18 protein-coding genes are annotated in these 20,439 nt (G+C 73.8%); 10 read left to right on the plus strand and 8 right to left on the minus strand.

What is annotated here, in order from left to right; translation table 11 throughout:
* Window positions 1-36: 36 nt before the first annotated feature.
* Window positions 37-1,047, plus strand: a complete 1,011-nt coding sequence (locus GEV43_RS55775; protein ID WP_160826848.1) for a helix-turn-helix transcriptional regulator — start codon at window positions 37-39, stop codon at window positions 1,045-1,047.
* A 128-nt stretch (window positions 1,048-1,175) separates the two neighbouring features.
* Complete coding sequence (locus GEV43_RS45985; RefSeq protein ID WP_160826849.1) at window positions 1,176-1,850, plus strand: hypothetical protein; 675 nt, start codon at window positions 1,176-1,178, stop codon at window positions 1,848-1,850.
* A gap of 70 nt (window positions 1,851-1,920) precedes the next feature.
* On the opposite strand, the gene GEV43_RS45990 is transcribed toward GEV43_RS45985, so the two are convergent.
* Window positions 1,921-2,442, minus strand: a complete 522-nt coding sequence (locus GEV43_RS45990) for a hypothetical protein (RefSeq protein WP_160826850.1) — start codon at window positions 2,440-2,442, stop codon at window positions 1,921-1,923.
* 478 nt (window positions 2,443-2,920) lie between these two features.
* Here GEV43_RS45990 and GEV43_RS45995 point away from each other — a divergent pair, with 478 nt between their 5' ends.
* Complete coding sequence (locus tag GEV43_RS45995; RefSeq protein WP_160826851.1) at window positions 2,921-4,123, plus strand: hypothetical protein; 1,203 nt, start codon at window positions 2,921-2,923, stop codon at window positions 4,121-4,123.
* A 54-nt stretch (window positions 4,124-4,177) separates the two neighbouring features.
* Window positions 4,178-4,750 (plus strand): hemerythrin domain-containing protein, encoded by a 573-nt coding sequence (locus tag GEV43_RS46000; protein ID WP_160826852.1) that lies wholly within the window; start codon window positions 4,178-4,180, stop codon window positions 4,748-4,750.
* Between the two features lie 58 nt (window positions 4,751-4,808).
* Here GEV43_RS46000 and GEV43_RS46005 read toward each other — a convergent pair whose 3' ends face one another.
* The gene (locus GEV43_RS46005) at window positions 4,809-5,408 is read right to left on the minus strand and encodes a TetR/AcrR family transcriptional regulator (protein ID WP_160826853.1); all 600 of its coding nucleotides are present in this window, start codon (window positions 5,406-5,408) and stop codon (window positions 4,809-4,811) included.
* A 137-nt stretch (window positions 5,409-5,545) separates the two neighbouring features.
* Here GEV43_RS46005 and GEV43_RS46010 point away from each other — a divergent pair, with 137 nt between their 5' ends.
* On the plus strand, window positions 5,546-6,310 hold the full coding sequence (locus GEV43_RS46010; protein WP_206681748.1) for a bifunctional 2-polyprenyl-6-hydroxyphenol methylase/3-demethylubiquinol 3-O-methyltransferase UbiG: 765 nt from the start codon (window positions 5,546-5,548) through the stop codon (window positions 6,308-6,310).
* 72 nt (window positions 6,311-6,382) lie between these two features.
* On the opposite strand, the gene GEV43_RS46015 is transcribed toward GEV43_RS46010, so the two are convergent.
* A complete protein-coding gene (locus GEV43_RS46015; protein WP_206681749.1) occupies window positions 6,383-7,147 on the minus strand; it encodes an ABC transporter substrate-binding protein in 765 nt (254 codons plus the stop codon).
* Window positions 7,148-7,154: 7 nt separating this feature from the next.
* A complete protein-coding gene (locus tag GEV43_RS46020) occupies window positions 7,155-8,648 on the minus strand; it encodes an alpha/beta hydrolase-fold protein (protein WP_206681750.1) in 1,494 nt (497 codons plus the stop codon).
* Between the two features lie 50 nt (window positions 8,649-8,698).
* On the opposite strand from GEV43_RS46020, the gene GEV43_RS46025 reads away from it, so the two are divergent.
* The 3 genes from GEV43_RS46025 to GEV43_RS46035 all read left to right on the plus strand — a co-directional run bounded on the left by GEV43_RS46025 (window position 8,699) and on the right by GEV43_RS46035 (window position 11,905).
* Window positions 8,699-9,715 (plus strand): iron ABC transporter permease, encoded by a 1,017-nt coding sequence (locus GEV43_RS46025; RefSeq protein ID WP_160826856.1) that lies wholly within the window; start codon window positions 8,699-8,701, stop codon window positions 9,713-9,715.
* Window positions 9,712-10,779, plus strand: a complete 1,068-nt coding sequence (locus GEV43_RS46030; protein WP_160826857.1) for an iron chelate uptake ABC transporter family permease subunit — start codon at window positions 9,712-9,714, stop codon at window positions 10,777-10,779. Before GEV43_RS46025 ends, GEV43_RS46030 begins: the two co-directional genes overlap by 4 nt.
* 169 nt (window positions 10,780-10,948) lie before the next feature.
* Complete coding sequence (locus GEV43_RS46035) at window positions 10,949-11,905, plus strand: LysR family transcriptional regulator (protein WP_160826858.1); 957 nt, start codon at window positions 10,949-10,951, stop codon at window positions 11,903-11,905.
* A gap of 69 nt (window positions 11,906-11,974) precedes the next feature.
* Here the strand turns inward: GEV43_RS46035 and GEV43_RS46040 are convergent, their stop codons facing one another.
* Entirely contained in the window at window positions 11,975-13,951 is a 1,977-nt protein-coding gene (locus GEV43_RS46040; RefSeq protein WP_309240349.1) for a collagenase, read from the minus strand.
* A 186-nt stretch (window positions 13,952-14,137) separates the two neighbouring features.
* A complete protein-coding gene (locus GEV43_RS46045; RefSeq protein ID WP_206681751.1) occupies window positions 14,138-14,941 on the minus strand; it encodes a maleylpyruvate isomerase family mycothiol-dependent enzyme in 804 nt (267 codons plus the stop codon).
* 237 nt (window positions 14,942-15,178) lie between these two features.
* On the opposite strand from GEV43_RS46045, the gene GEV43_RS46050 reads away from it, so the two are divergent.
* Window positions 15,179-16,138 carry a zinc-binding alcohol dehydrogenase family protein gene (locus tag GEV43_RS46050; protein ID WP_160826859.1) on the plus strand — a complete coding sequence of 320 codons (960 nt, stop codon included), beginning with the start codon at window positions 15,179-15,181 and terminating at the stop codon, window positions 16,136-16,138.
* 69 nt (window positions 16,139-16,207) lie between these two features.
* Here the strand turns inward: GEV43_RS46050 and GEV43_RS54445 are convergent, their stop codons facing one another.
* A complete protein-coding gene (locus GEV43_RS54445) occupies window positions 16,208-17,485 on the minus strand; it encodes a serine protease (RefSeq protein WP_206681752.1) in 1,278 nt (425 codons plus the stop codon).
* A gap of 412 nt (window positions 17,486-17,897) precedes the next feature.
* Here GEV43_RS54445 and GEV43_RS46060 point away from each other — a divergent pair, with 412 nt between their 5' ends.
* Window positions 17,898-18,869 carry a LysR family transcriptional regulator gene (locus GEV43_RS46060; RefSeq protein WP_160826860.1) on the plus strand — a complete coding sequence of 324 codons (972 nt, stop codon included), beginning with the start codon at window positions 17,898-17,900 and terminating at the stop codon, window positions 18,867-18,869.
* A 67-nt stretch (window positions 18,870-18,936) separates the two neighbouring features.
* On the opposite strand, the gene GEV43_RS46065 is transcribed toward GEV43_RS46060, so the two are convergent.
* Entirely contained in the window at window positions 18,937-20,430 is a 1,494-nt protein-coding gene (locus GEV43_RS46065) for a M28 family peptidase (RefSeq protein WP_160826861.1), read from the minus strand.
* Window positions 20,431-20,439: the final 9 nt, after the last annotated feature.

The following is a 20,439-nucleotide window of genomic DNA, read 5'->3' on the forward strand; positions in this document are numbered from 1 at the left end:
CAGGTGCGTGGTGGAGTTGATGCGATAAGCATCGAGGTGACAGGGGCAGCGGCGGAGACCGGCACCGTCGCGGAGTTCGGCGCGATGGTCTCGCGGCAGGTGGGGCGGGCCGTTCCGCACGACGGGTACATGTTCACCGGGCTGGATCCGCTCACCGGCGCGCTGTGCCTGTTCACGAGGCACAACGCCTACAGCTCCCCGGCCGCGCGCCGGCTGCTGACCGGCGAGGAGGTGGAGGCCGATCCGTTCCCGTTCGAGTACCTGGTGGCGGGGCCGCGCCGCGTCGCGGTGGTCGACGCCGAGTCGCCGCGGCACCGGCACAGCGCCCGTGCCCATGAGGTCATGGTCGGCGAGGGCATCAGGAGCGAGCTGCGCATCGCGCTGGTCGACGGCCGCTCGGCGTGGGGGGCGCTGACCCTGCTCCGCGGCACGGGCAGCCGGCCGTTCACCGCGCGCGAGGCGGCGTGCGCCGAACGGCTCGCCGGCGCCCTGGTCGACTCGCTGCGGTCCTTCGTGACCGCGAGGCCGCTGCGTTCCGTCCGCTCGCTCCGGCCTCCGGGCATCGTCGTCCTCCGGCCCGACGGCTCGTCCGCTTCGGCCACCGAGTCGGCGAAGCAGTGGCGCGCCGACTTCACCGGCGGACCGGTCCGGGCCTGCGCCGGCGAGTTCGACAGCCTGCTCTGGACGCTCTCCTACCTGCCCCGGCCGCACGGCTCGGTGGCGCTCGCACGGGTCCCCCTGGCCAGCGGCTGGGTGGCGCTCCACGCGCAGCCCCTCCAGGGCGCGGGGTCCCACGCGGCCCCCGACATGATGGCCGTCACGATCCGGCCCACCACCGGCACCGAGCTCCTCCCGGCGATGGCCGCCTGGCACGGGCTCACGCCGCGGGAGCAGACGGTCGTCGAACGCGCGCTGGAAGGCATGCCGTCCAAGCAGATCGCCCGCCGCCTCGACGTGTCGCCGCACACCGTCAACGACCACCTCAAGGCGATCTACCGCAAGACCGGCGTCAGCGCCCGCGAGGAGCTCATCGCCCGGCTGGCCTGACTCCCCATGCCCCGGCGGGGTGGTGCCGCATGGCCCGGAACGGCTACGTTCCGTGGAACTCCGGTCACGCGCCGGACGGGTCGGCCAGACTGGTCCGCGCCAGTTCCGACGCGAAACGGGGAGCGCGCATGACCGACGCCATCGACAGCGCCGTCGAGGACTACTTCCGCGAGCAGATCGAACGCGCCGCCGCGGGCAGCCGGGTCCACCTCTACACTCCGTCCGTCCTCCAGGCGGCGGCCGAGGCGTTCGAGGCCGTCCAGGACGCGCTCGAAGAGCACGACATCGCCGACCCGTTCGGCCGCCGCCTCGGCTCGCTGGCGTCCCGGATCCTCAGCGCCTGCCACGAGCGGTTCGCCCTCGACGGCTACTACGCCACCGGCGTCGATCCGATCGCGCTGCTGCACACCGCCGTCGACTTCGCCGCGGACAGGATCGAGGGCCCGTTCAGCCCCCTGGAGGGTCCGGCGATGGCCGACTGCCGCGCCGAGGTCGCCTACGTCGTCCTGCCCCGCCAGCCCGGCACGCCCGCCTGGGGAAAGCGGGGCGACGCGCCGCTCGTCGTCACCCTCGGCCGTCCCGACCGCGCGGCCGACAGGCTCATCGCGTCGTCGGGCGGCGGCCCGCTGGGCGAGTACGAACCGGGCCCCTGGACCTGGTGCCTCGACCACAAGGTCCCCGGCGGCATCTACATCAGCCACGGTACGAGGGTCATCGCCCCCGAACCGTCCCACGAGACCGCGGGCGAACTCGCCGCCATCATCGCCGACGTCCTCAACGGCGACATAACCCTCCCGAACTGACACGCCCCCGCCGGACTGCGGCGGCCCGGTGCGTGTATCGCCGGGTGACGGGTCGAGAGGGCTCGCACGTTCAGGGGCCTTCGAGGCCGACACATGCGGCGGAGCCGGCGTGGGCGCGGTCGTACAGGGTGAGGGCCACCGGCCCGGCGGCGGCCAGGGCGATCATGGCGGCGGCGACGGCGGCGCGCGCGAACGGGAGCCGTCCGCGCGGCGACCCGAGCGCCCGCCTCCCGAGGGACAGCGAGAGGGCCGCGCCGACCACCGCGATCGCGGGCATGAGCATCACCCGCGTCATCAGATGGACGTTCAGCGTGAAGCCGTCCGAGGCGCTGAACCCGCCCGGGCACGCGTGCATCGCGTGCGCGGTGAGGCTGTAGTCCACCAGGGCGCCCCCCACGCCCAGGCCCAGCGCGCACACCACCAGATAGCCGAAACCCGCCGCCCTGCCCGTGCGGCCCCGCTCCGGCGGAACCCGCGCGATCACCCCCGGGCCGGTGACGGCGTGCGCCGCCTCCGGCCGGTCTCCCCCGCTGCCCTCTGCCATATGTGCTGTGACGCCCACCGCGCCGACCGTGTTCACTTTTCCGGACATCCCACCCGCGATGGTGTGCGCGGGCGCGACGAGGCGCCCCTCGGGAAGCGCCCGCCCGTCCGGGGCGGGGGACGCAGGTGAGCCCCACCTGCGGACGGCCCGACTCGGACCACTCATTCGGCGCCCTTTTCCCCGGCCACGCCGATGCCGCACGCCGGATGAGGCCGAACAACTCGCGGCGATAGTGATCATCCAAGAAAACGTGCGGCGGCCGGGTCGCGCGAATTGAATTCCCGGTCGCGGCCTGGAGTTCTTTCACGGAACGACGGGCGTACGCCGGTCCGGACAGGACGCTACGGCACGCTTCTGAGCTGGGCCGTTCCTGCGCGAGCACCGACCGCGGCCGAGATGGCCGGAGCGGCTGCGGGCGGGGCGAGCCGGGGTAAATGTTTCGGCATGAGAGGGAGGGGGATGGTCGCGGCCGTGCCTTGGGGGAAGGCAGAAATCGAACCGGCAGGCGTATCCGAAAGGTCGTTCCATGGCGTTCAACCCGCTCGAACATCGCGGTATCCCACTCGACGACCAGCTCCGGGACTGGAGCGAGCTGGACGTCGCGCCGATCGACCCGGACAAGGCCGATCCGTACACCCGCTGCCGCATCATCACGATGAACGGCATCGAGGTGGAGGCGGTCATGTTCAGCCACCACTTCAACCGGATCTGCCCCGACCTGGAGGTCAAGCAGCAGCTCGCCCGGGTCCGCTACATCGAGCAGCAGCAGCAGAAGGTCGTGAACTGGCTGCTGCCCGGCCAGGCGTCGGTGCTGGAGACCACGATCGCCTACGAGCAGGTCGCCGTGGACCTCACCGGCTGGGTCGCGCGGATGGAGCCCGACCCCTACCTGAAGCAGGCGTACGAGTTCGGTGTGCTGGAGGACTTCGACCACCTGTACCGGTACGCCAACCTGTACGAGATGATCGAGCACCGCAAGGCGGAGAAGATCGTCGACCAGCTCACCGAGATCACCCCCGGGCGGCCGACCTACCTGCACCACCGCGACCCGGTCGACAACGTCCGCGAGCCGTACGACCGCCGGACCGCCGAGCCGATCTCCAAGCTGCACGCGCTGACGATCATGTCGGCTGAGCAGCAGACGATGAACTTCTACATGAACGTCGGCCCGCTCTACATGGAGCCGATCGCGCGGCAGCTCTACCAGGAGATCGGGCTGGTCGAGGAGGAGCACGTCACCCACTACGAGTCGCTGGTCGATCCCGGCGAGACCTGGTGGGAGCGGCTGGTCAACCACGAGTACAACGAGTGCTACCTGTACTACTCGTTCATGCAGACCGAGAGCGACCCGCGCGTCAAGGGCATCTGGGAGCTGCACCTGAACATGGAGCTGGAGCACCTTCGGCTGGCCTGCGACCTGATGCGCCGCCACGACGGCCGCGACCCCGAGAGCGTGCTGGCCCCGGCGCTGCCCGAGCCGGTGACGTTCGAGCCCAACAAGGAGCTGGTCCGCCACCTGCTGGCCACCCAGCTCGACCTGACCACGCTCGGCACGGGCTACGTCCGCGAGGCCCACGAGCGGTTCGAGAAGATGCAGAACAAGATCAACGCGCAGCGGGACGCGGGCGAGCGGGTCATCGACGAGCACCGCGAGATGTTCGGCCAGGAGTACCGGCTGGAGACCGACGGGCCCAACCCGGTCGAACGGCTCCGCGAGAAGACCGCCTGATCCCGTCCGGCCGGGCCGTGGACGGCGCCGCCCCACCTATCTGAGGAGCATCAGTTGAGTTCGACCTCCATCGACGTGCCGTCCACCGACGACGTCGTCGGCCTGCTGCGCGCCCAGCACGGCCAGATCCGCGACCTGTTCGACCTGGTGATGGGCTCGTCCGGGCCCGAGCGCCGGGAGTCGTTCACCCATCTGGTGCGGCTGCTCGCCGTGCACGAGACCGCCGAGGAGGAGATCGTCCACCCGGTGGCGCGCCGGAAGCTGCCCGGCGGCCAGGGCATGATCGACGACCGCCTCGCCGAGGAGCGCGAGGCCAAGGAGCTGCTGGCCGAGCTGGACGGCATGGACCCCGAGGATCCCCAGTTCCTTCCCAAGCTCGACAAGCTGCGCGTCGCCGTGCTGTCCCACGCCCGCGCCGAGGAGCGCTACGAGTTCGACCGGCTCGGCGACCAGTTCAGCGACGCCCAGCGCAAGGGCCTCGCCGCGGCCGTCCGCGCCGCCGAGGCCGCGGCGCCCACGCATCCGCACCCCGGCACCGAGTCCGCCACCAAGAACATGCTGGTCGGGCCCGCCGCCGCCATCGCCGACCGGGTCCGCGACATCATCCGCAACCCCGACAAGCACTGAGCCCAGAACGCGACCGGTTCGCCGGGCCTGCGCGCACGCGGCTCCGGTGGCCGTCGCGTCAGGGGGACGGTTCGCGGACGGTTCCGGCGATGGCCGTGGCCACGACCTTGCGGACGGCCTCGGGGTCGGGCGGCGCGCCGTCCCCGCCCGCGAACAGCAGGTGGCAGGTTCCGATCAGGGTGAGCGCGAGCGTGTCGACGTCGGCCTCCGCCGCGACGCGGCCCCGCTCGCGCTCGGCGGCGAGGTAGGACGTGATCATGGCCGCGCCCTCCGTGAGCACCGGGAGGCCGACCGGCGTGGTCCGGCGCAGCCGGGCGCGCAGCTCGTCCCGGGAGGTGACGAGGGGGAGGATCGCTCGGGCGACCGGTCCGAACAGCTCGATCAGCGCGCCGGTGAGGTTGCCGGCGACGGTGCCCGTCCCGGCGGCCTCGCGCAGGGCGGCGTCCTGGCGGCCGAGCCGGGCGATGCGGTCTTGCACGAGTTCGGCGAGGAACGCGTCGAAGTCGGCGAAGTGCCGGTGCAGGACGCCCTTGGCGCAGCCCGCCTCCGCGGTGACCGCCCGGCTGGTCAGCGCGCCCGGCCCGTCCCGGACCAGGATCCGCTCGGCGGCGTCGAAAAGCTGTTCCCGCGCGTCGCGCATGGCGACCCCTGTCGGCATACCCGCCGCCTTCCCCATGTCGTCGGAGCCCGCCCGTTGGCAGTGTGGGCATGTGCCCACTATAGTGTGGGCGCATGCCCACTATGCCGCCGGAGCATGTCCGGCCCCACGATAACCAGCCCCATCGACAGCGCGGGATGGCCGAGTCGTTCGGCACCGACGCCGAGCGGTACGACCGGACCCGGCCCCGCTACCCCGACGCCCTGGTGGAACGGATCATCGCCGCCAGCCCCGGCCGCGACCTGCTGAACGCCGGCTGCGGCACCGGCATCGAGGCCCGGCAGTTCCAGGCGGCCGGCTGCACGGTCCTCGGGGTGGAGCCCGACGCGCGGATGGCCGAGTTCGCGCGGCGCGGCGGGACCGATGTGGAGGTCGCGACGTTCGAGTCCTGGGACCCGGCGGGCCGGACGTTCGACGCGGTCGTCTCCGGAACGGCCTGGCACTGGGTGGACCCGGCCGAGGGGATCGCCCAGGCGGCGCGGGTGCTGCGGCCGGGCGGTCTGTTCGCCGCGTTCTGGAACGCGTTCCAGTTGCCGCCCGCCGTGGGGGACGCCTTCGCCGCGGTCTACCAGCGGGTGGTGCCCGACTCCCCGCTGAACCTCCAGGCGACCAAGCAGACCTTGGCCGTCTACCAGACGATGTTCGACAAGGCCTCCGACCCGATCCGCGAGGCGGCCGAGTTCGGCGAGCCGGAGCAGTGGCGCTACGACTGGGAGCGGACCTACACCCGCGACGAGTGGCTGGACCAGCTCCCGACCACCGGCGCCCTCACCCAGCTCCCGCCGGACAAGCTGGCGGAGGTGCTGGAGGGCGTCGGGGCCGCCATCGACGGGATGGGAGGCGCCTTCACGATGCCCTACGCCACGGTGGCCATCACCGCCACGCGGGCCACCACCGCCTGACCGGCGCCGAGGCCGGGGGCCGGGGCCGCGCCGCCCGATCCGGCCCGCCCCCGGCCGAGCGGACCGGCAGGCTCAGTGCGCGAGTGCCGTCTGGACGTCGTTGAGGACGGTTTCGGCCGCGAGGGGTCCGCCCGCGCTGTTCCACGCGGAGCCGTCCACGGGAACGACGTGCTTCTCACGCTCGGCGCCGAGCTTGGTGAAGTTGGGCGTCCTGCGGGCCTCGGCGAGCGCCTTGGCGCTGGCGGCCTTGTCGCCGAGGGCCCCGAAGAAGAGCCAGTCGCCGTCGATCGTGTCGAGCTTCTCCAGGCTGACCGGCTCGCTGTGCCCCACGCCCGCTCCCTGCTGGCCCTTGGGGCGGGTCAGCCCGAGGGCGGTGAGCGTGCCGCCCACGTGCCCCTCGCCCTTGCCGACCACGGCCGGTGCTCCGTTCTGCCAGCGGACGACGCTGGTGACGGCGGAGGCGTTGCGGCCGAGCCTGCCCTTGAGCGCCGCGACCCGCCCGTCGAAGCCGGCCAGCCACTGCGTCGCCCGCGGCTTGGCGTTCAAGGCGTCGGCCGTGGTGAGGAACGCGTCGCGCCAATCGGCCCCGAGCTTGGCGGTCAGCACCGTCGGGGCGATGCCCGCCAGCTTGTCCCGGACGGTCTTCGCGCCCACGGTCTCGTCGAGCAGGATCAGGTCGGGCTTCAAGGCGATGATCTTCTCCAGGTCCGGCTGCGCGACGTTCGCGACGATCCGCGCGCTCTTCGCGCGCGGGGCCAGGTAGGCGGCGACGCCCGTCTGGCCGCGCCCGCTGGTCGTCCCGACCGGCTGGACGCCGAGCGCGAGGGCCGCGTCCATGGTGGGCTCACTCAGCGCGACGACGCGCTTCGGGGCCTCCGGTACGGAGACGGACCGCCGGTCGGCGTCGCCGACGGTTCTCTTGGCCCCGGACGATTTCGCGTCGCCGTCCGATCCGCCGCACCCGGCGGCGGTCAGGGTGCAGGCGAGCGCGGCTGCCGCCAGGATCATCATCGGTCGGCGCGATGTCATTCGTTCTCCTCGGGTGTCGCGACTGTCGTTGGGAAGGGGGCGTGCCGAGCAGGTCGGTGAGTCCGGCGGCGAGGCCGGCGGCCCAGCAGACGTAGTCGTGGCCGCCGTTGTACTCGGTGTAGGCGACGGGATAGCCCTTGGCGCGCAGCGTCCGGTGCAGATCCCGGTGCTGGTCGACCATGGCCCATTCGTGCCGTCCGACCCGGAGGTGGATGCGCAGGGCGCGGCGGTCGGAACGGGCGTAGCGTCCGGTGAGCCAGGGGTCGGCGGCCGGGTCGCCGTCCGGGTTCCACCACAGGGACGACGACTGGGCCAGGACCTTGCCGAAGCGTTCCGGCGCCTCCAGGCCGACGTGGAGCGCGGTGAGACCGCCGAGGCTCTCGCCGGCGATGGCCGTTCGCGCCGGGTCGGCGGAAAGGGGAAGCCTTTCCGAGGCCCAGGCCATGAGCTCGGAGGTGAGGAATTCGGTGTGGGCCGGATCGCCGCCGAACTCGGCCATCCGGGTCGCGTTGCTGACGGCGTGCGGCGCCAGCACGGCCAGCGGCGGGACCGTCCCGTCCGCGATGAGCCGGTCGAACAGTTCCCGGACGCCGCATTTGGCGAACCACATGTCGCCGTCGAGGAGGACGAGCGTGTCCAGCGGCCCGTCGCCGGACCGCCGTCCGGGCGGGACGTAGACCCACACGTCGCGCTCGCCGCCCAGCGCGGCGCTGCGGACGCGTTCCCGCCGCACGGTCCCTTCCGGCGCCGTGCCGGTGGTCGAGGGCGAGTCCCACGGCCGCCACGGCGGCGCGGGCGCGCCGGGCAGGGCGAAGACCGACGCGCGGCCGTCGTCCCATCGGATCGGGACGGTGCGCGGGTTGAGCGGGTCGTGGACGGCGCGCGCCGCCAGCCCGCGGAGGTCCGTCCCGGCGGGGCCGGTGCCCTCCGCGAGGCGGTACGAACCGCTGTGGTCGAGGCCCAGCCGGTAGGTGATGCCCCAGACGTCGGTCGCGGGAACGTTCCGCATCAGGCTGCCGCTCAGGTCGAGCGGGTCCGCGAGGCGGTTGACCAGGGCGAGGACGCGGCGCGTGGCAGCGGTGCCGCGCCACAGGAAGGTGACGGCCCGGTGCGCGGCGTCGCCGGGGATCGGTTCGATCAGCGGCGCGCCGCGCTCGGCGACCTCGGCCCAGAACTCCTCCTCGGCCGCCGCCCGGCCGTCGCGCGCGGCGGCGGCCAGCGCGCCGAGGCGCGCGCTGGCGGCCCGTTCGGCCGGCGCGGGCCGGGGCAGGCGCGGCGGACCGGCGGTCCCCGGACGAGGAACGGGCATGGTGCGGCCCCCAGGTGGCTCAGGAAGTTAGGTAAGCCTAAGCTAACCACATGGTGATGGTGAGACCGCGGGGCCTCGCCCCGCGCGCACGCCCCGCCGGCCTGGTCCTCGGGGTGCTCCTGCTCGCGGCGGTGATGGCCGCGAGCCTGGTGGTGGGCGCCCGGCGGATCCCGCTCGACGAGGTGTGGCACGGCCTGTTCGCCGCCGCGGGGAGCGAGAACGACGCGATCGTCCGCGACCTGCGGCTGCCGCGCACGCTGATCGGCGCCGTCGCGGGCGCCGCGCTCGGCCTCGCCGGCGCGGTGATGCAGACCCTGACCCGCAACCCGCTGGCCGATCCGGGGCTCCTCGGCGTGAACGCCGGCGCGTCGGCGGCGGTGGTGACCGCGATCGGCGTGTTCGGCGTGACGGGCTTCTCCGGCTACCTGTGGTTCGCGTTCGCCGGGGCCGGCGCCGCCGCGTTCGTCGTCAACCTGCTGGGCGGCAGCCGCGCGGCCACGCCCGTCCGGCTCGCGCTGGCGGGGACGGCCGTCAACGCCGCGCTGTTCGGCTACGTCAACGGCCTGCAACTCACCGACACCGGCACGCTGGACTCCATGCGCCACTGGTCCGTCGGCGCGCTGGACGGCCGGCGCGGCGGCCTGCTTGCCGAGGCGCTCCCGTTCGTCCTCGCCGGCGCCCTCCTCGCGCTCGCTCTCGCCCGCTCGCTGGACGCGCTGGCCCTGGGCGACGACTCGGCACGCTCGCTCGGCGCGCGCGTCACCCGCGTCCGCGCGCTGTCGGTCGTCGCCATCACACTGCTCGCCGGCGGCGCCACCGCGGTGTGCGGGCCGATCGGCTTCATCGGGCTGATGGTGCCGCACGCCGTACGGCTGTTCTGCGGAACGGACTCGCGCTGGCTCTTCCCCTACAGCCTGGTGTACGCGCCGACGCTCCTGCTCGCCTCCGACATCGCCGGACGGGTCCTGACCCCGCCGGCGGAGATCGAGGTCGGGATCGTCACCGCCTTCGCCGGCGGGCTGCTGTTCATCTACCTCGTACGCCGCGGGAAGGCCGTGCACCTGTGAACCCGTCAGGCGTCGCGCCGCCCCGCCGCGGCGCCGTGGTCCTGCGCACGCCGAACGGCGGCCGCTCCGTGCGCCTGCCCCGGCGCCCGTTCCTCGTCGGGACGGCTCTCGCCGCCGCCGCGCTCGCCGTCGCGGTGCTGTCCCTCGGCAGCGGCACCGTGCGGCTCTCCCCCGCCGAGGTGGTCGCGACCCTGGCCGGCGGCGGCCCGCCCGGAGCCGGTCTCGTCGTGCTGGACCTGCGGCTCCCCCGCGTCCTGGACGCCCTGCTGGCCGGTCTCGCGATGGGCGCGAGCGGCGCGGTCTTCCAGTCGCTGTCCCGCAACCCGCTCGGCAGCCCGGACATCGTCGGCTTCGGCAACGGCGCGTCGGCCGGCGCGCTGATCGCGATCATCGTGCTGGACGCCGGCGCCGTCCAGACCACCGCCGGCGCGCTCGCCGGCGGGCTGCTCACCGCGCTCGCGGTCTACCTGCTGGCGTGGCGCGGCGGCGTGCACGGCCACCGCCTGGTCCTCACCGGCATCGGCGTCTCAGCCGTCCTCGGCGCGCTGACCGAGTTCCTGTTCGTCCGCGCGGACCTCGGCAAGGCCGCGCAGGCCGCCACGTGGATGGTCGGGAGCCTCGGCGGCCGGGACTGGGGCGACGTGACCGTGGCCGCGGTCGGCCTCGCCGTCCTCGCGCCCGCCCTGCTGCCGCTGGCGCGGCGGCTGGCGATGCTGGAGATGGGCGACGACGCCGCGTCCGCCCTCGGCGTCCGGGCCGAACGGGACCGGCTCGCGCTCCTCGCGGTCGGCACCGGCCTCGTCGCGATGGCGGTCGCCGCCGCCGGGCCGATCCCGTTCGTCGCGCTGGCGTCCCCGCAGCTCGCCCGCCGCCTCACCCGTTCCGGCACCCCCGGCCCGGTCACCGCCGGGCTCATGGGCGCGCTCCTGGTCACCGCTGCGGACTGGACGGCCCAGCGGCTCCCGGGCCCGTCCCCCCTCCCGGTCGGCGTGGTCACGGGCGTGCTCGGCGGCGTCTACCTGTCCTGGCTCCTCCTGGCCGAACGCCGCTCCGGCGCCCTCTGACACGGCAACGGCGTGCTTATCGGCCGTCCGTTTCGGAACGGGGGCGGGTGACGGGTCGGAACTCCGCCATTCCGTGGATTCTCCACTGAGCTGATCTTGAAATTGCCGGACGGCGCGGCCGGTTTTCGGGACGGAACGGGGGCGGGCGGCTCGGGCATAATTCCGAGTTATGGACCTCGATATCCGGCATCTGCGCATGGTCTGCGCCATGGCCGAAACGGGCAGCGTCAGCGGGGCCGCGGCGCGGATGGGGATGTCGCAGCCGGCCATGAGCAGCCAGTTGCAGAAGGTCGAGGGCGTGATCGGCGGCGCGCTGTTCGTGCGCAGCCGTTCCGGGCTGGAGCCCACGGCGCTGGGGCGCGAGGTCATCTCCCGCGCGCGCACGGTGCTGTCGGAGGTCGACACGCTCTTCGGCGACCTGCGGCCGGGGACGGGAGCGGACGAGGTCGTCGGCCTCGGCTGCGTCCATCTCGCCTGCGTCGCGAGCATCGTCGCGCACGCCGGCGACGCCCTTCCCGGCCGCGAGGTGAGGATGCGCATCGAACCGTCCTCGACGCTGCTGGCCGACGCGCTCGCGCGGGGCCGGCTCGACGCGGCGCTGATCGGGATCATGGAGGGGTTCGACATCCCGCTGGCGCCGCCCGTCGTCAGCCGCGCCCTGATCCCCCGGTACCCGATCTTCATCTCGCTCTCCGCGGCCCACCGGCTGGCGGGCCGCGAGGAGGTCGCCCTGGCCGAGCTGGAGGACGAGTTCTGGATCGCCCCGCCCGGCGCGGACGACGGCTCGCTCGCGGCCCTGCGGGCGTCCTGCCGCGCGGCCGGTTTCGAGCCGAAGATGCGGTACGAGGCGCCGACCGGCGGTGCGCAGCCCCTCGTCGCGGAGGGCCACGGGGTACGGCTGGTCGATCCTTCCTGGCGGCCGTCGCCGGGCACGGTCGTCCTCCCGCTGACCGGCGAGCCGCAGGTGGCGCGGCTGGTCGTGGCCTGGCGGCGGGACCGGCTGAACGACAGGGACGCGGTCGCGCTCTACCGCGGCATCGCGGCGGCGTTCCGGCAGCACGTGGACGACAACCCGGCGTTCGCGGCATGGTGGCGCGCGCATCCGGAGGTGCATCCCCTCGTGTGACGGCCGCCGGGACGCGGGCCGTGCCGGGACCGGACCGGGCGTCCGCTCCGGTCCCGGCGATGGAGGGGATCAGCGTCCGGGCGCCTGGGTCTTGGCGCACGCGCCGGAGGCGCAGGCCGCCAGCCACGCACGCCAGTCGCCGTCGTAGCGGCTCCCGATCGTGCGGGTCAGGAACGTGCGGGCGGCGTTCCAGTCGCCCGTTCGGTAATGGCCGAGAACGGTGGCGATGTCGCCCGGATGCCTTTCGAACATGTACCGCGCCGCCAGGTAGCCCCAGTAGTAGACGCGGGTCGTGTCATGGGAGTACGTGGTGTCCCACAGCGTGCTGAGGGCGTAGGTGCCCTTGGCGGCCTCGGCGATCGCGGAGTCGTTGGCCACCTTCCGGTAGGAGTACGAGACGTATTCGGCGAAGCCCTCGATCCACCAGACCGTCGGCGTGGCGATGTTGGCGTCGAAGTCGCCGTACATGTCGAACCGGCCGTCGAGGTAATGGGTGTACTCGTGGTTGAGGTTCCAGATCTGGAACGCGGGCCGCGTCCATTCCGCCTCGTAGGCGATGAACCTCGGCTGGTTGCCCGCGGCGGCGGGGTCGCCTTCCAAGTACATGCCGCCGTTGTTGGTGTCGATGCCGAACATCGCGCCCGCGTACGTCTGGTAGTCGGTGCTGGAGTCGAAGACGCAGACCTCGATGGTGGTGTTGCGGTCGTTCGCGACCGGCCTGTTCCCGTCCTTCACGAGGCCGTGGAAATAGGCGTCCTGGTTCGCCAGGCTCGCGCAAGTGTCCGACAGTTCGCGCGCCGTCATGTCCTGCGCCCGGATCCTGATGCTGGGGCCGCAGGCGTGGTCGACGGTCAGGACGCTCTCGGCGAGCCTGCGCTGGAGGTCGCAGGTGTCGTAATAAGAGCAGGCGGCCTGGTCGAAGGCGTCCGTCATCTCCGCCACGCCGACCCACAGCGGGGCGGTCGGTCCGGTGATCCGGCTCTTTCCGAGCAGCCCCTTCGCCAGGGGACGCACTTTGGCCCGCAGCGTCGAGTGCTGGAGGAAGCGGCCGAGTTCGCGTCCGGCGTTGGACACCAGATAACTACGGTCCGTACCGAGAAGGGTGAGGTGGGCTCCGGCGAACCGGCTCAGCGTGTCGAGAACGCTCGGATCCGCCTGGACGGCCGTCACGAAAGCGGGCACCTGATGGCCGCGGAAGAGCACGGTGTAGACGTTGTTGACCGCGTTGAGCATCCACCAGTACGGGTCGTACGAGCCGTTGTAGCCGTTGAGCAGCCTTTTGACGACGTAGAGGTAGCGGTCGTTCTCCTGGGCGCTGTCGATCAGCGTGACCGCTTCGGCGAGGACCTCGCCGTTGGCGTCGCTGACGGTGGCGGAGCGGGAATTGCCGAAGTACGCGTCCAATCCCGATTGGATGGCGGTCTTCAGCGCCGGGCCGTACGTCCCCACGGTGGACGGGTAATACCACTGGACGTAGTAACCGGCGCGCAGGTAAAGCACCAGTTGCGCGGTGCTCGTGCGGTTGTCCCCCGGATAGTTCACCGCGTTGTCGCGCAGCGCGTAGGCGACGGTGACCATCTGCGCTTCGCGGAACGCGCCGTAGGCGTTCTGGCCGGTCAGGCTGAACAGCGTGTTGACGCAGTCGGTCGCCGACGCCTTGATCTGCTGGACGAGCGCGCTTCCCGAACGGCTCGCGAAGTCGCTCGGGTCGCAGGACGGCGCGGCCTTCGCGGCGCCTCGTGCCATCGACGGCCGCCGGTGCTCCGACGCCGCCGGGGGCTTGCCGAGGTCGCGCCGCAGGCCGTCCGCGGAGGCGGGCAGCGGCGGCCGGTCCTTCGCGGGCAGCGGGGATTTCCGGACGTGCCGTTCGCCGCCGGAGAGGGCGGGCGGCGGCGGCTTCGGCGCGGCGTTCGGCGGCTTCGGCGCGATGCTCGCGGGCCTCGGCGCGGCGTTCACCGGCGGGACGGTCGCGTGGACGAGGCCCAGGCCGAGCGCGAGGGCGAACGACGCCGGCAGGAGCCTCTTGAATCTCTGACTGGTTCTCACGTGTAGCCTCCAGCGGTGCGGGGGGAGTCCGCGCTTCGGCGGACCACGCGGCTCCGGGGTCCCAGGTCCGGAGGGTCGGCGAAGCGTGCGCCCGCAGTGTGGAGGCGGCGGCGGGCCCGCGGTCATAAGCGCGGGCATCGGTTTCGGTTATGCGCCCGCGCTCGGCCGAAGGCCGGGGCGTGAAGGTCAGGCGGGCAGGAAGTTGGCGGTCAGGCGCGGGGCGAGCCAGGGACGCCGTCCGTAGGCGAAGACCTTGCCGGTGAGCGCGGGCCGCCAGGGCGCGACGCGCCCGTAGCTGAGCAGCAGCCAGGTGACGGGGTCGGCGGAGACGCGCACGTCGATGCGGCCGGGCTCGGGCGGGTCGATGGACAGTTCACCGGCGCGGAAGCGGTAGACGTGCGTCGGGCCGCCGCGGAGCCGGATCTGGTAGGTCGCGGTGTGGCCGCCGACGCTGCCGCGGTCGACCCATCCGGGCATGACCTGGTGCAGGCCCGTGAGGATCATGGGCACCAGGGCCGGGTCGATGGGCCAGGGACGCCCCGTCGCGCGGGCGATGTCGTGGCCGTGGACGACGAACTCGGCGATCAGCGTCCCGAGCGAACGGTCGGCGCGGATGCGCTGGTCGCCGTCGAACATCATGAGCCGCTCCGGGTCCTGCTCCTCGATCGTTTCGAGGAAGGCTTGGAGGTCCCGGCGCAGAACGGCGGCCAGCTCGCCGATGTCGCGGTTGGGCAGGCCGGCGATCTGCGCGTCGTTGAACGCCGGAAGGCCGGCGGCGGTGGACGGCCACTCGCCGCCGCCGAGCGCGAGGTCGCGGTAGCGGCCGGGTTCCATCGCCACGTGGCCGAACACGTCGGTGACGGTCCAGGGCGGTGTGGCGGGGATCGGCGCCGCGGGGTCGGGGACCGATTCCACCAGGGCGGCGAACCGTTCGGCGGCGGCGGTGGCCGCGCGCGCCATGGCGGCGGCGGACGGGGCTGGTGAGGGCAACGGAGTCCTCCCGCTGAGGCGGCCTGCGGGACGGCCGCTGTGTGCGCTTCGCGGCCAGCGTAGGGCGGGAACCCGGCCTATGACCAGCCGGTCACAAACATCGGGGCCCGGCCCCGGGCACGGCCCGCGGCGGGCGCCTCCCGCCCCCGGTCCTCGTTGATCGCGATCCGTCCATAATGGGCGGATCGGTTCGGGCCTGAGCGCCCGCGGCGGACGAGGCGGACGAGGGAGCCACCGGTGAGCACGCAGCAGATCCACGCCGCCGTCCTGCACCGCGTCGGCCGGGCCCCGCGGTACGAGGCGTTCCCCGCGCCGGAGGCGGGCGCCGGTGAGGCGGTCGTGACCGTGGCGGCGGCGGCGCTGAAGCCGTCCGACCGCCTGATGGCCGACGGCGTCCACTACGCCCCGGCCTCGTTCCCCCACGTGGCCGGGCTCGACGGCGTCGGGCGGCTGGAGGACGGCACGCGGGTGGCCTTCTTCGCCCCGCGGGCGCCCTACGGCGGGATGGCCGAACGGACGGTGGTCCGCGAGGGCATGTGGCTGCCCGTCCCGGAGGGGGCCGACGACGTGACGGCCGCGGCGCTGCTCAACCCCGGGATGGCCGCGTGGAAGACCGTGGTCGCCGAGGGCGGGCTGTCCGCCGGGCAGACGGTGCTCGTGCTCGGGGCGACCGGCGCGTCCGGCCGCGTCGCCGCCCACGTGGCGAAACGGCGCGGCGCGCGCGTCGTCGCCGCCGGACGCGACCGGCGCGTCCTCGACGAGCTGGTGGCGCGCGGCGCCGACGCCGCGATCGGCGTCGACCGCCCGCACGGCGAGTTGGCCGACGCCATCGCGGCCGAGGGCCCGTACGACCTGGTCGTCGACTATCTGTGGAGCCCTCCGGCGGAGGCGCTGTTCGACGCGCTGATGCGCGTGAACGATCCCGCGCGGCCGATCCGCCACATCCTCGTCGGCATGGCCGCCGGGGAGAACGCGACGCTGCCCGCCATGACGCTGCGCAAGGCGCCCGTCCACCTGGTCGGCAGCGGCCGGGGCGGACGGGCTTCCCTCGCGGAGAGCGCGGAGGCTTTCGCCGACCTTCTCCACCAGGCGGTCGCGGGCGAGCTGGTCCTCGACGTGGAGACCGTTCCGCTCTCCGGCGTCGCCGAGGCGTGGACGGGCGCGAAGGGCGACGGCCGGATCGTGTTCGTCCCGTGAGCCCCCTTCCGGCGGCGGTCCAGCGGTCCGAGGGTACGGCGGTCCGGGCGGACGGCTCGGTCGCGGCGGTCAGCGGCCGTTGTCGATGAGGCCGGAGATCTCCTTGTAGATCAGGCTGATGCGGGTCCCCCAGTTGGGGCAGCCGCCGAGGTGGTGCAGGGCGATCACCTTGTGGGAGGACGCGGCGAGGACCGGGGAGCCGGAGTTGCCGCCCGAGGAGTCGCAGCGGTAGCCGGTGTTCACGCCGGCCGCCACGTTGTCGATCTTGCAGTACGCGCCGCCGTCCCGCTCCTCGTAGAGGGACAGGCGCTTCGGCTTGATGTCGCCGTGGCCGGGGATGTAGATGCGCTCGGCGGCGGTGGGCTCGCGGGCGTCCAGGTACAGGGTGCCGTACCGCTGGATCGTGTCGAAGCCGTTGACGGAGAACAGGGCGTAGTCCAGGGCCTGGAGCGAGCTGGACTTGACCAGTTCGAGGCCGCTGACCTTGGTGCCGGGGCGCGGGTCGTTGCCGCCGCACGTGGCGCACTGGTAGTCGAACTGGAACTCGCTCGCCCTGAGGTCGGCGGCGCTCTCCATGCAGTGCTGGTTGGTGAGCATCCGGTTGGTGTCGCCGACGCGCCACGCGGTGCAGTAGCCGAGGCCGTTGAGGAGCTGGCGGGCGACGGCGTTGGAGCGGGCGTACTCGGTGGGGTGGCTGGTCTGGTAGCAGGCCACGTCGCGGCGGCCGTCGGCGCCGCAGACGCTGAACGGGCGCGGGTTGGCGGCGGCGTGCTCGGCCTCGGTGAAGCCGCGGAAGTACGAGTCGACGCGCGCGCCGTACCCCTGCCGGGCCAGTCCCGCGGCGTCGCGGCGCACGGCGGCGGAGTGCAGCGTGACCACGGCCGTGTCGCCCTCGACGGACATCGCGGCGAAGCCCGTCCCGCCGTGGACGGTGTACGGGGAGTCGCCGCGGGCCGCGCCCTTCGTCGGGTCGCCGTGGTAGGTGTGCACCTCGCGGCCGGACGGGTCGGCGACCGTGATCCGGTCACCGGGGACGAGCCGTACCGATGCGAAGTGCACCTTGATGTAGCTGGAGCCGGGCTCGCGCAGAGTGACGCGGGTGGAGCGGGCGGTGGACGAGTAGCGCAGCGAGACGTCCTTGGCCTTGCGTTCGCCCGCGGCGTCGACCTTGGGCTTCGCGGTCGGCGCGGCGGCGGGCTGCGCGGCGGCGGGCTGGGCGGCGGCGGCGGGGGCTTGCGCGGTGGCGGCGGGGGGCTGGGCGGCGGTGCTCGCCATCGCGCTCGGCGGGACCAGCGCGAGGGCCAGCAGCGGGATCGCCAACGGCAGGATGCGGGGCGGTCTGAACACGGTGCACCTCCTCTGGGGGCGGAGTGGGCACCTGGCCCGGCGGGCGTCTGTCCCCGGTAGAGGCCCGCCGGGCCAGGCACGTCACCGGTGGCGCGGCAGCGCCCTGGCCGGAGGGCGGGAGGCCGGGACGGCCATCACGGGGGTCCGGGTTTCACGGCGGCTGCCTCCATCGATGCGGGGGTTGCCGCCGTCCCCCGGGAGGAGGGGACGGCGGCCCAGGCGCGAGCACCGCGTCGAAGCGGCGGGGCGACGTTGGCCGCCGCTTCACGCCCGGCCCGGTGCGGGGGGGAGGGTCCGGCGGGGGATTCGGAGGGACGCACCGGGCCAGGCGCGCGACCGTCGTGCCTGCTGCGCCGAGACTGACATCGGATGACTCTTGCGGCACCTCGCAACTGGGCATAGCTTCCGGGCTATGCAGGTCGAGCTGCGGCATCTGAGGATCCTCAACCGGCTGGCGGAGGAGGGCAGCATCACGCGCGCCGCCGCGGGCCTGGGCGTCTCCCAGCCCACGCTCAGCGCGCAGCTCCGCCGCATCGAGCGGGCGTTCGGCGGGCCGCTGTTCGTCCGGGGGCCCGGCGGCGTCACGCCGACCGCGCTCGGGCGGCGGGTGCTCGCCCGGTCCCGCACGATGCTCGCGGAGGCCGACGACCTGCTCGCGATCGCCCGCGACGGCGAGCGCGCCGACCTGCGGCTCGGCACGCATCCGACCATCCTGCTCGGCGAGTGGCTCCGGCGGCTGCGGGACGAGCCGCTCCAGCGCGCGGTCAGCGCCACCCTGGACTACTCGGGCGCCGTGCTCACCCACCTGCTGGCGAACGACCGGCTCGACGTCGCGTTCATGGGCCGGGTCGGCGACCACCACGCGCCGCCGTGCCCGCCGGGAACGGCCGAACGCGTCATCACCATCGAGCCGTGCGGCGTCGCGCTGTCCGCCTCCCACCCGCTCGCCGGACGCCGCCGCGTCGCCCTGGAGGAGCTCGCCGGCGAGTCGTGGATCCCGCCGCAGGGCGGCGACGACGGCGGCATCGCCACGCTGCGCGCCGCCTGCGAGGCCGCCGGCTTCACCCCGCACTTCTGCTACCACGACGTGGACGTGAACGGCATGACCGGGTTCGTCGCCGCCGGGCTCGCCGTCGCGCTGGTCGCGCCCATCTGGCGGCCCGCCGACGGGGTCGCGGTCGTCGCGCTCGCCGGGCACGCCACCGACAGCCACCGCGTCCTGCGCTGGCGCACCTCAGCGGTGACCACCGGCGAGATCGACATCCTGCACCGCAGCTTCCACGACCTGTACCGGCCCGTCGTGGAGCGCCACATCGCCGAGTTGCCCTGGCTCGCCGACAACCCCGACGCCCGGCCGCGCATCATCGACCGCGGCACGGTCTGAACGCGGCCGGACGCCCGGCCGGGCCCGGCGCACGCCAGGCCGGTCGCACGTCAGGCCGGGCGCACGGTCAGCGGCGCAGGGCGGCGACGTCCTCCACGTCGAGCGCGAACCGGCCGGTCACCCATCCGATCGCGCGGACGTTCTCGGCGAACGCGCGCCGGTCGACGCCCTCGGCCCGGTCGCAGGGCTGGTGGTAGCACGGGTCGTACATCTGGCCCGCGCGCCCGCCGTACCGGCGCGCCTCGGCCTCGGTCTTGATGCCCATCACGCCGCCGTCCATCCCGCCGACGGGGATGCCCGCCTCCACGAACGGCTGCTGGTCGGAACCGACCGCCGAGAGGTCCTCCAGCTCGTACGGCAGGCGGTTGCCGGAGAAGTAGCCGGTGAGGGCGGCCTCGACCGCGCCCGAGCCCGGAGGCCCGGCGGGGCCGCCGGTCCCGCCGTGGTCGCTGTCGTCGCCGTCGATGATGAACCGGGCGAAGTTGGGCGACGCGATGAGCTCGTAGTTGAGGTACAGCGCGATCGACGCGCGCTCCTGCGGGGTCAGGCTCCCGACGTAGTGGTACGACCCGACGTCCACGAGTTCCTCGGCGCCCCACCACGCGAAGCGCACCTTGTTGCGGACGCGGTCCTGGTGCGGGGCGAGCCGCAGCGCGACCTCCAGCAGCGCGGCGGCGCTGGTGGCGTTGTCGTTGATGCCCGGCCCGTCCGCGACGCTGTCGAGGTGCGCGCCGGTCATCACGGTGCGGTCGGCGCGGCCTCCGCGGGTCTCGGCGAAGAGGTTCTCGGTGGTGCCGGACGCGGTGTGGCCGCGCAAATCCAGGTGCAGCCGGACCGTTCCCGGCGGCTGCGCGGCGAGCTGCTCCGCCTCGCGCTGGGTGATGTCGCCGGTGGGGATCGTCACGCCCGCCCGGTCGAAGACGGTGGTGCGCCACAGGTGGGTGGGCTCGGGCGTGCGCTCGTACAGCAGCATCGCGCGGGCGCCGAGCGCCGCCACGACCTTCTGCTGTTCCGCCCAGCGGCAGGCGTCGTAGAGGCGCGGTACGACCACGATCGCGCCGGCGACGCGCCGGCCCGCGTAGTCCTCCGGCTGGCAGCCGGGGGTGGCGTCGCTGAGGTCGGGGAAGACGACCGGGGCCTCGAACCCGCCGACCGGTGTGGGCTTGGCCCACCGCATCGCGTAGACGCGGAGGTCGCGCCGGGCCGGCGCGGTCTGCGCCGCCTTCTCCGCGTCGACCGCGAAGTCCTCGTACGGGACGGGCTGGCTGCGGACGGTGTAGCCCGCCCGCCTGAGCCGGTCGGTCAGGTACCGGGCGGACTTGGCGAAGCCGGGCGTCCCCGTGGCGCGCGTGCCGCCGCTCGTGTCGGCCGCCCGCTGCCAGGCCCGGACGTGGCGGAAGGCGCTGTCGCCGTTCACCGAACGCTGGAGGGCGTCCGCGAGCCAGCGGTCGCCGGTCCGGGGCGCGGCCGAGGCGCCGGGCGGCGCGGCGGTGGCGAGCAGCAGGCCGGCGATGCCGGCGAACGCCGCCGTCCGCCGGGAGAGAAGACGCGGGATGCGCAAGGAACCTCC

Source organism: Actinomadura sp. J1-007 (assembly GCF_009793335.1).
GTDB lineage: Bacteria > Actinomycetota > Actinomycetes > Streptosporangiales > Streptosporangiaceae > Spirillospora > Spirillospora yumaensis.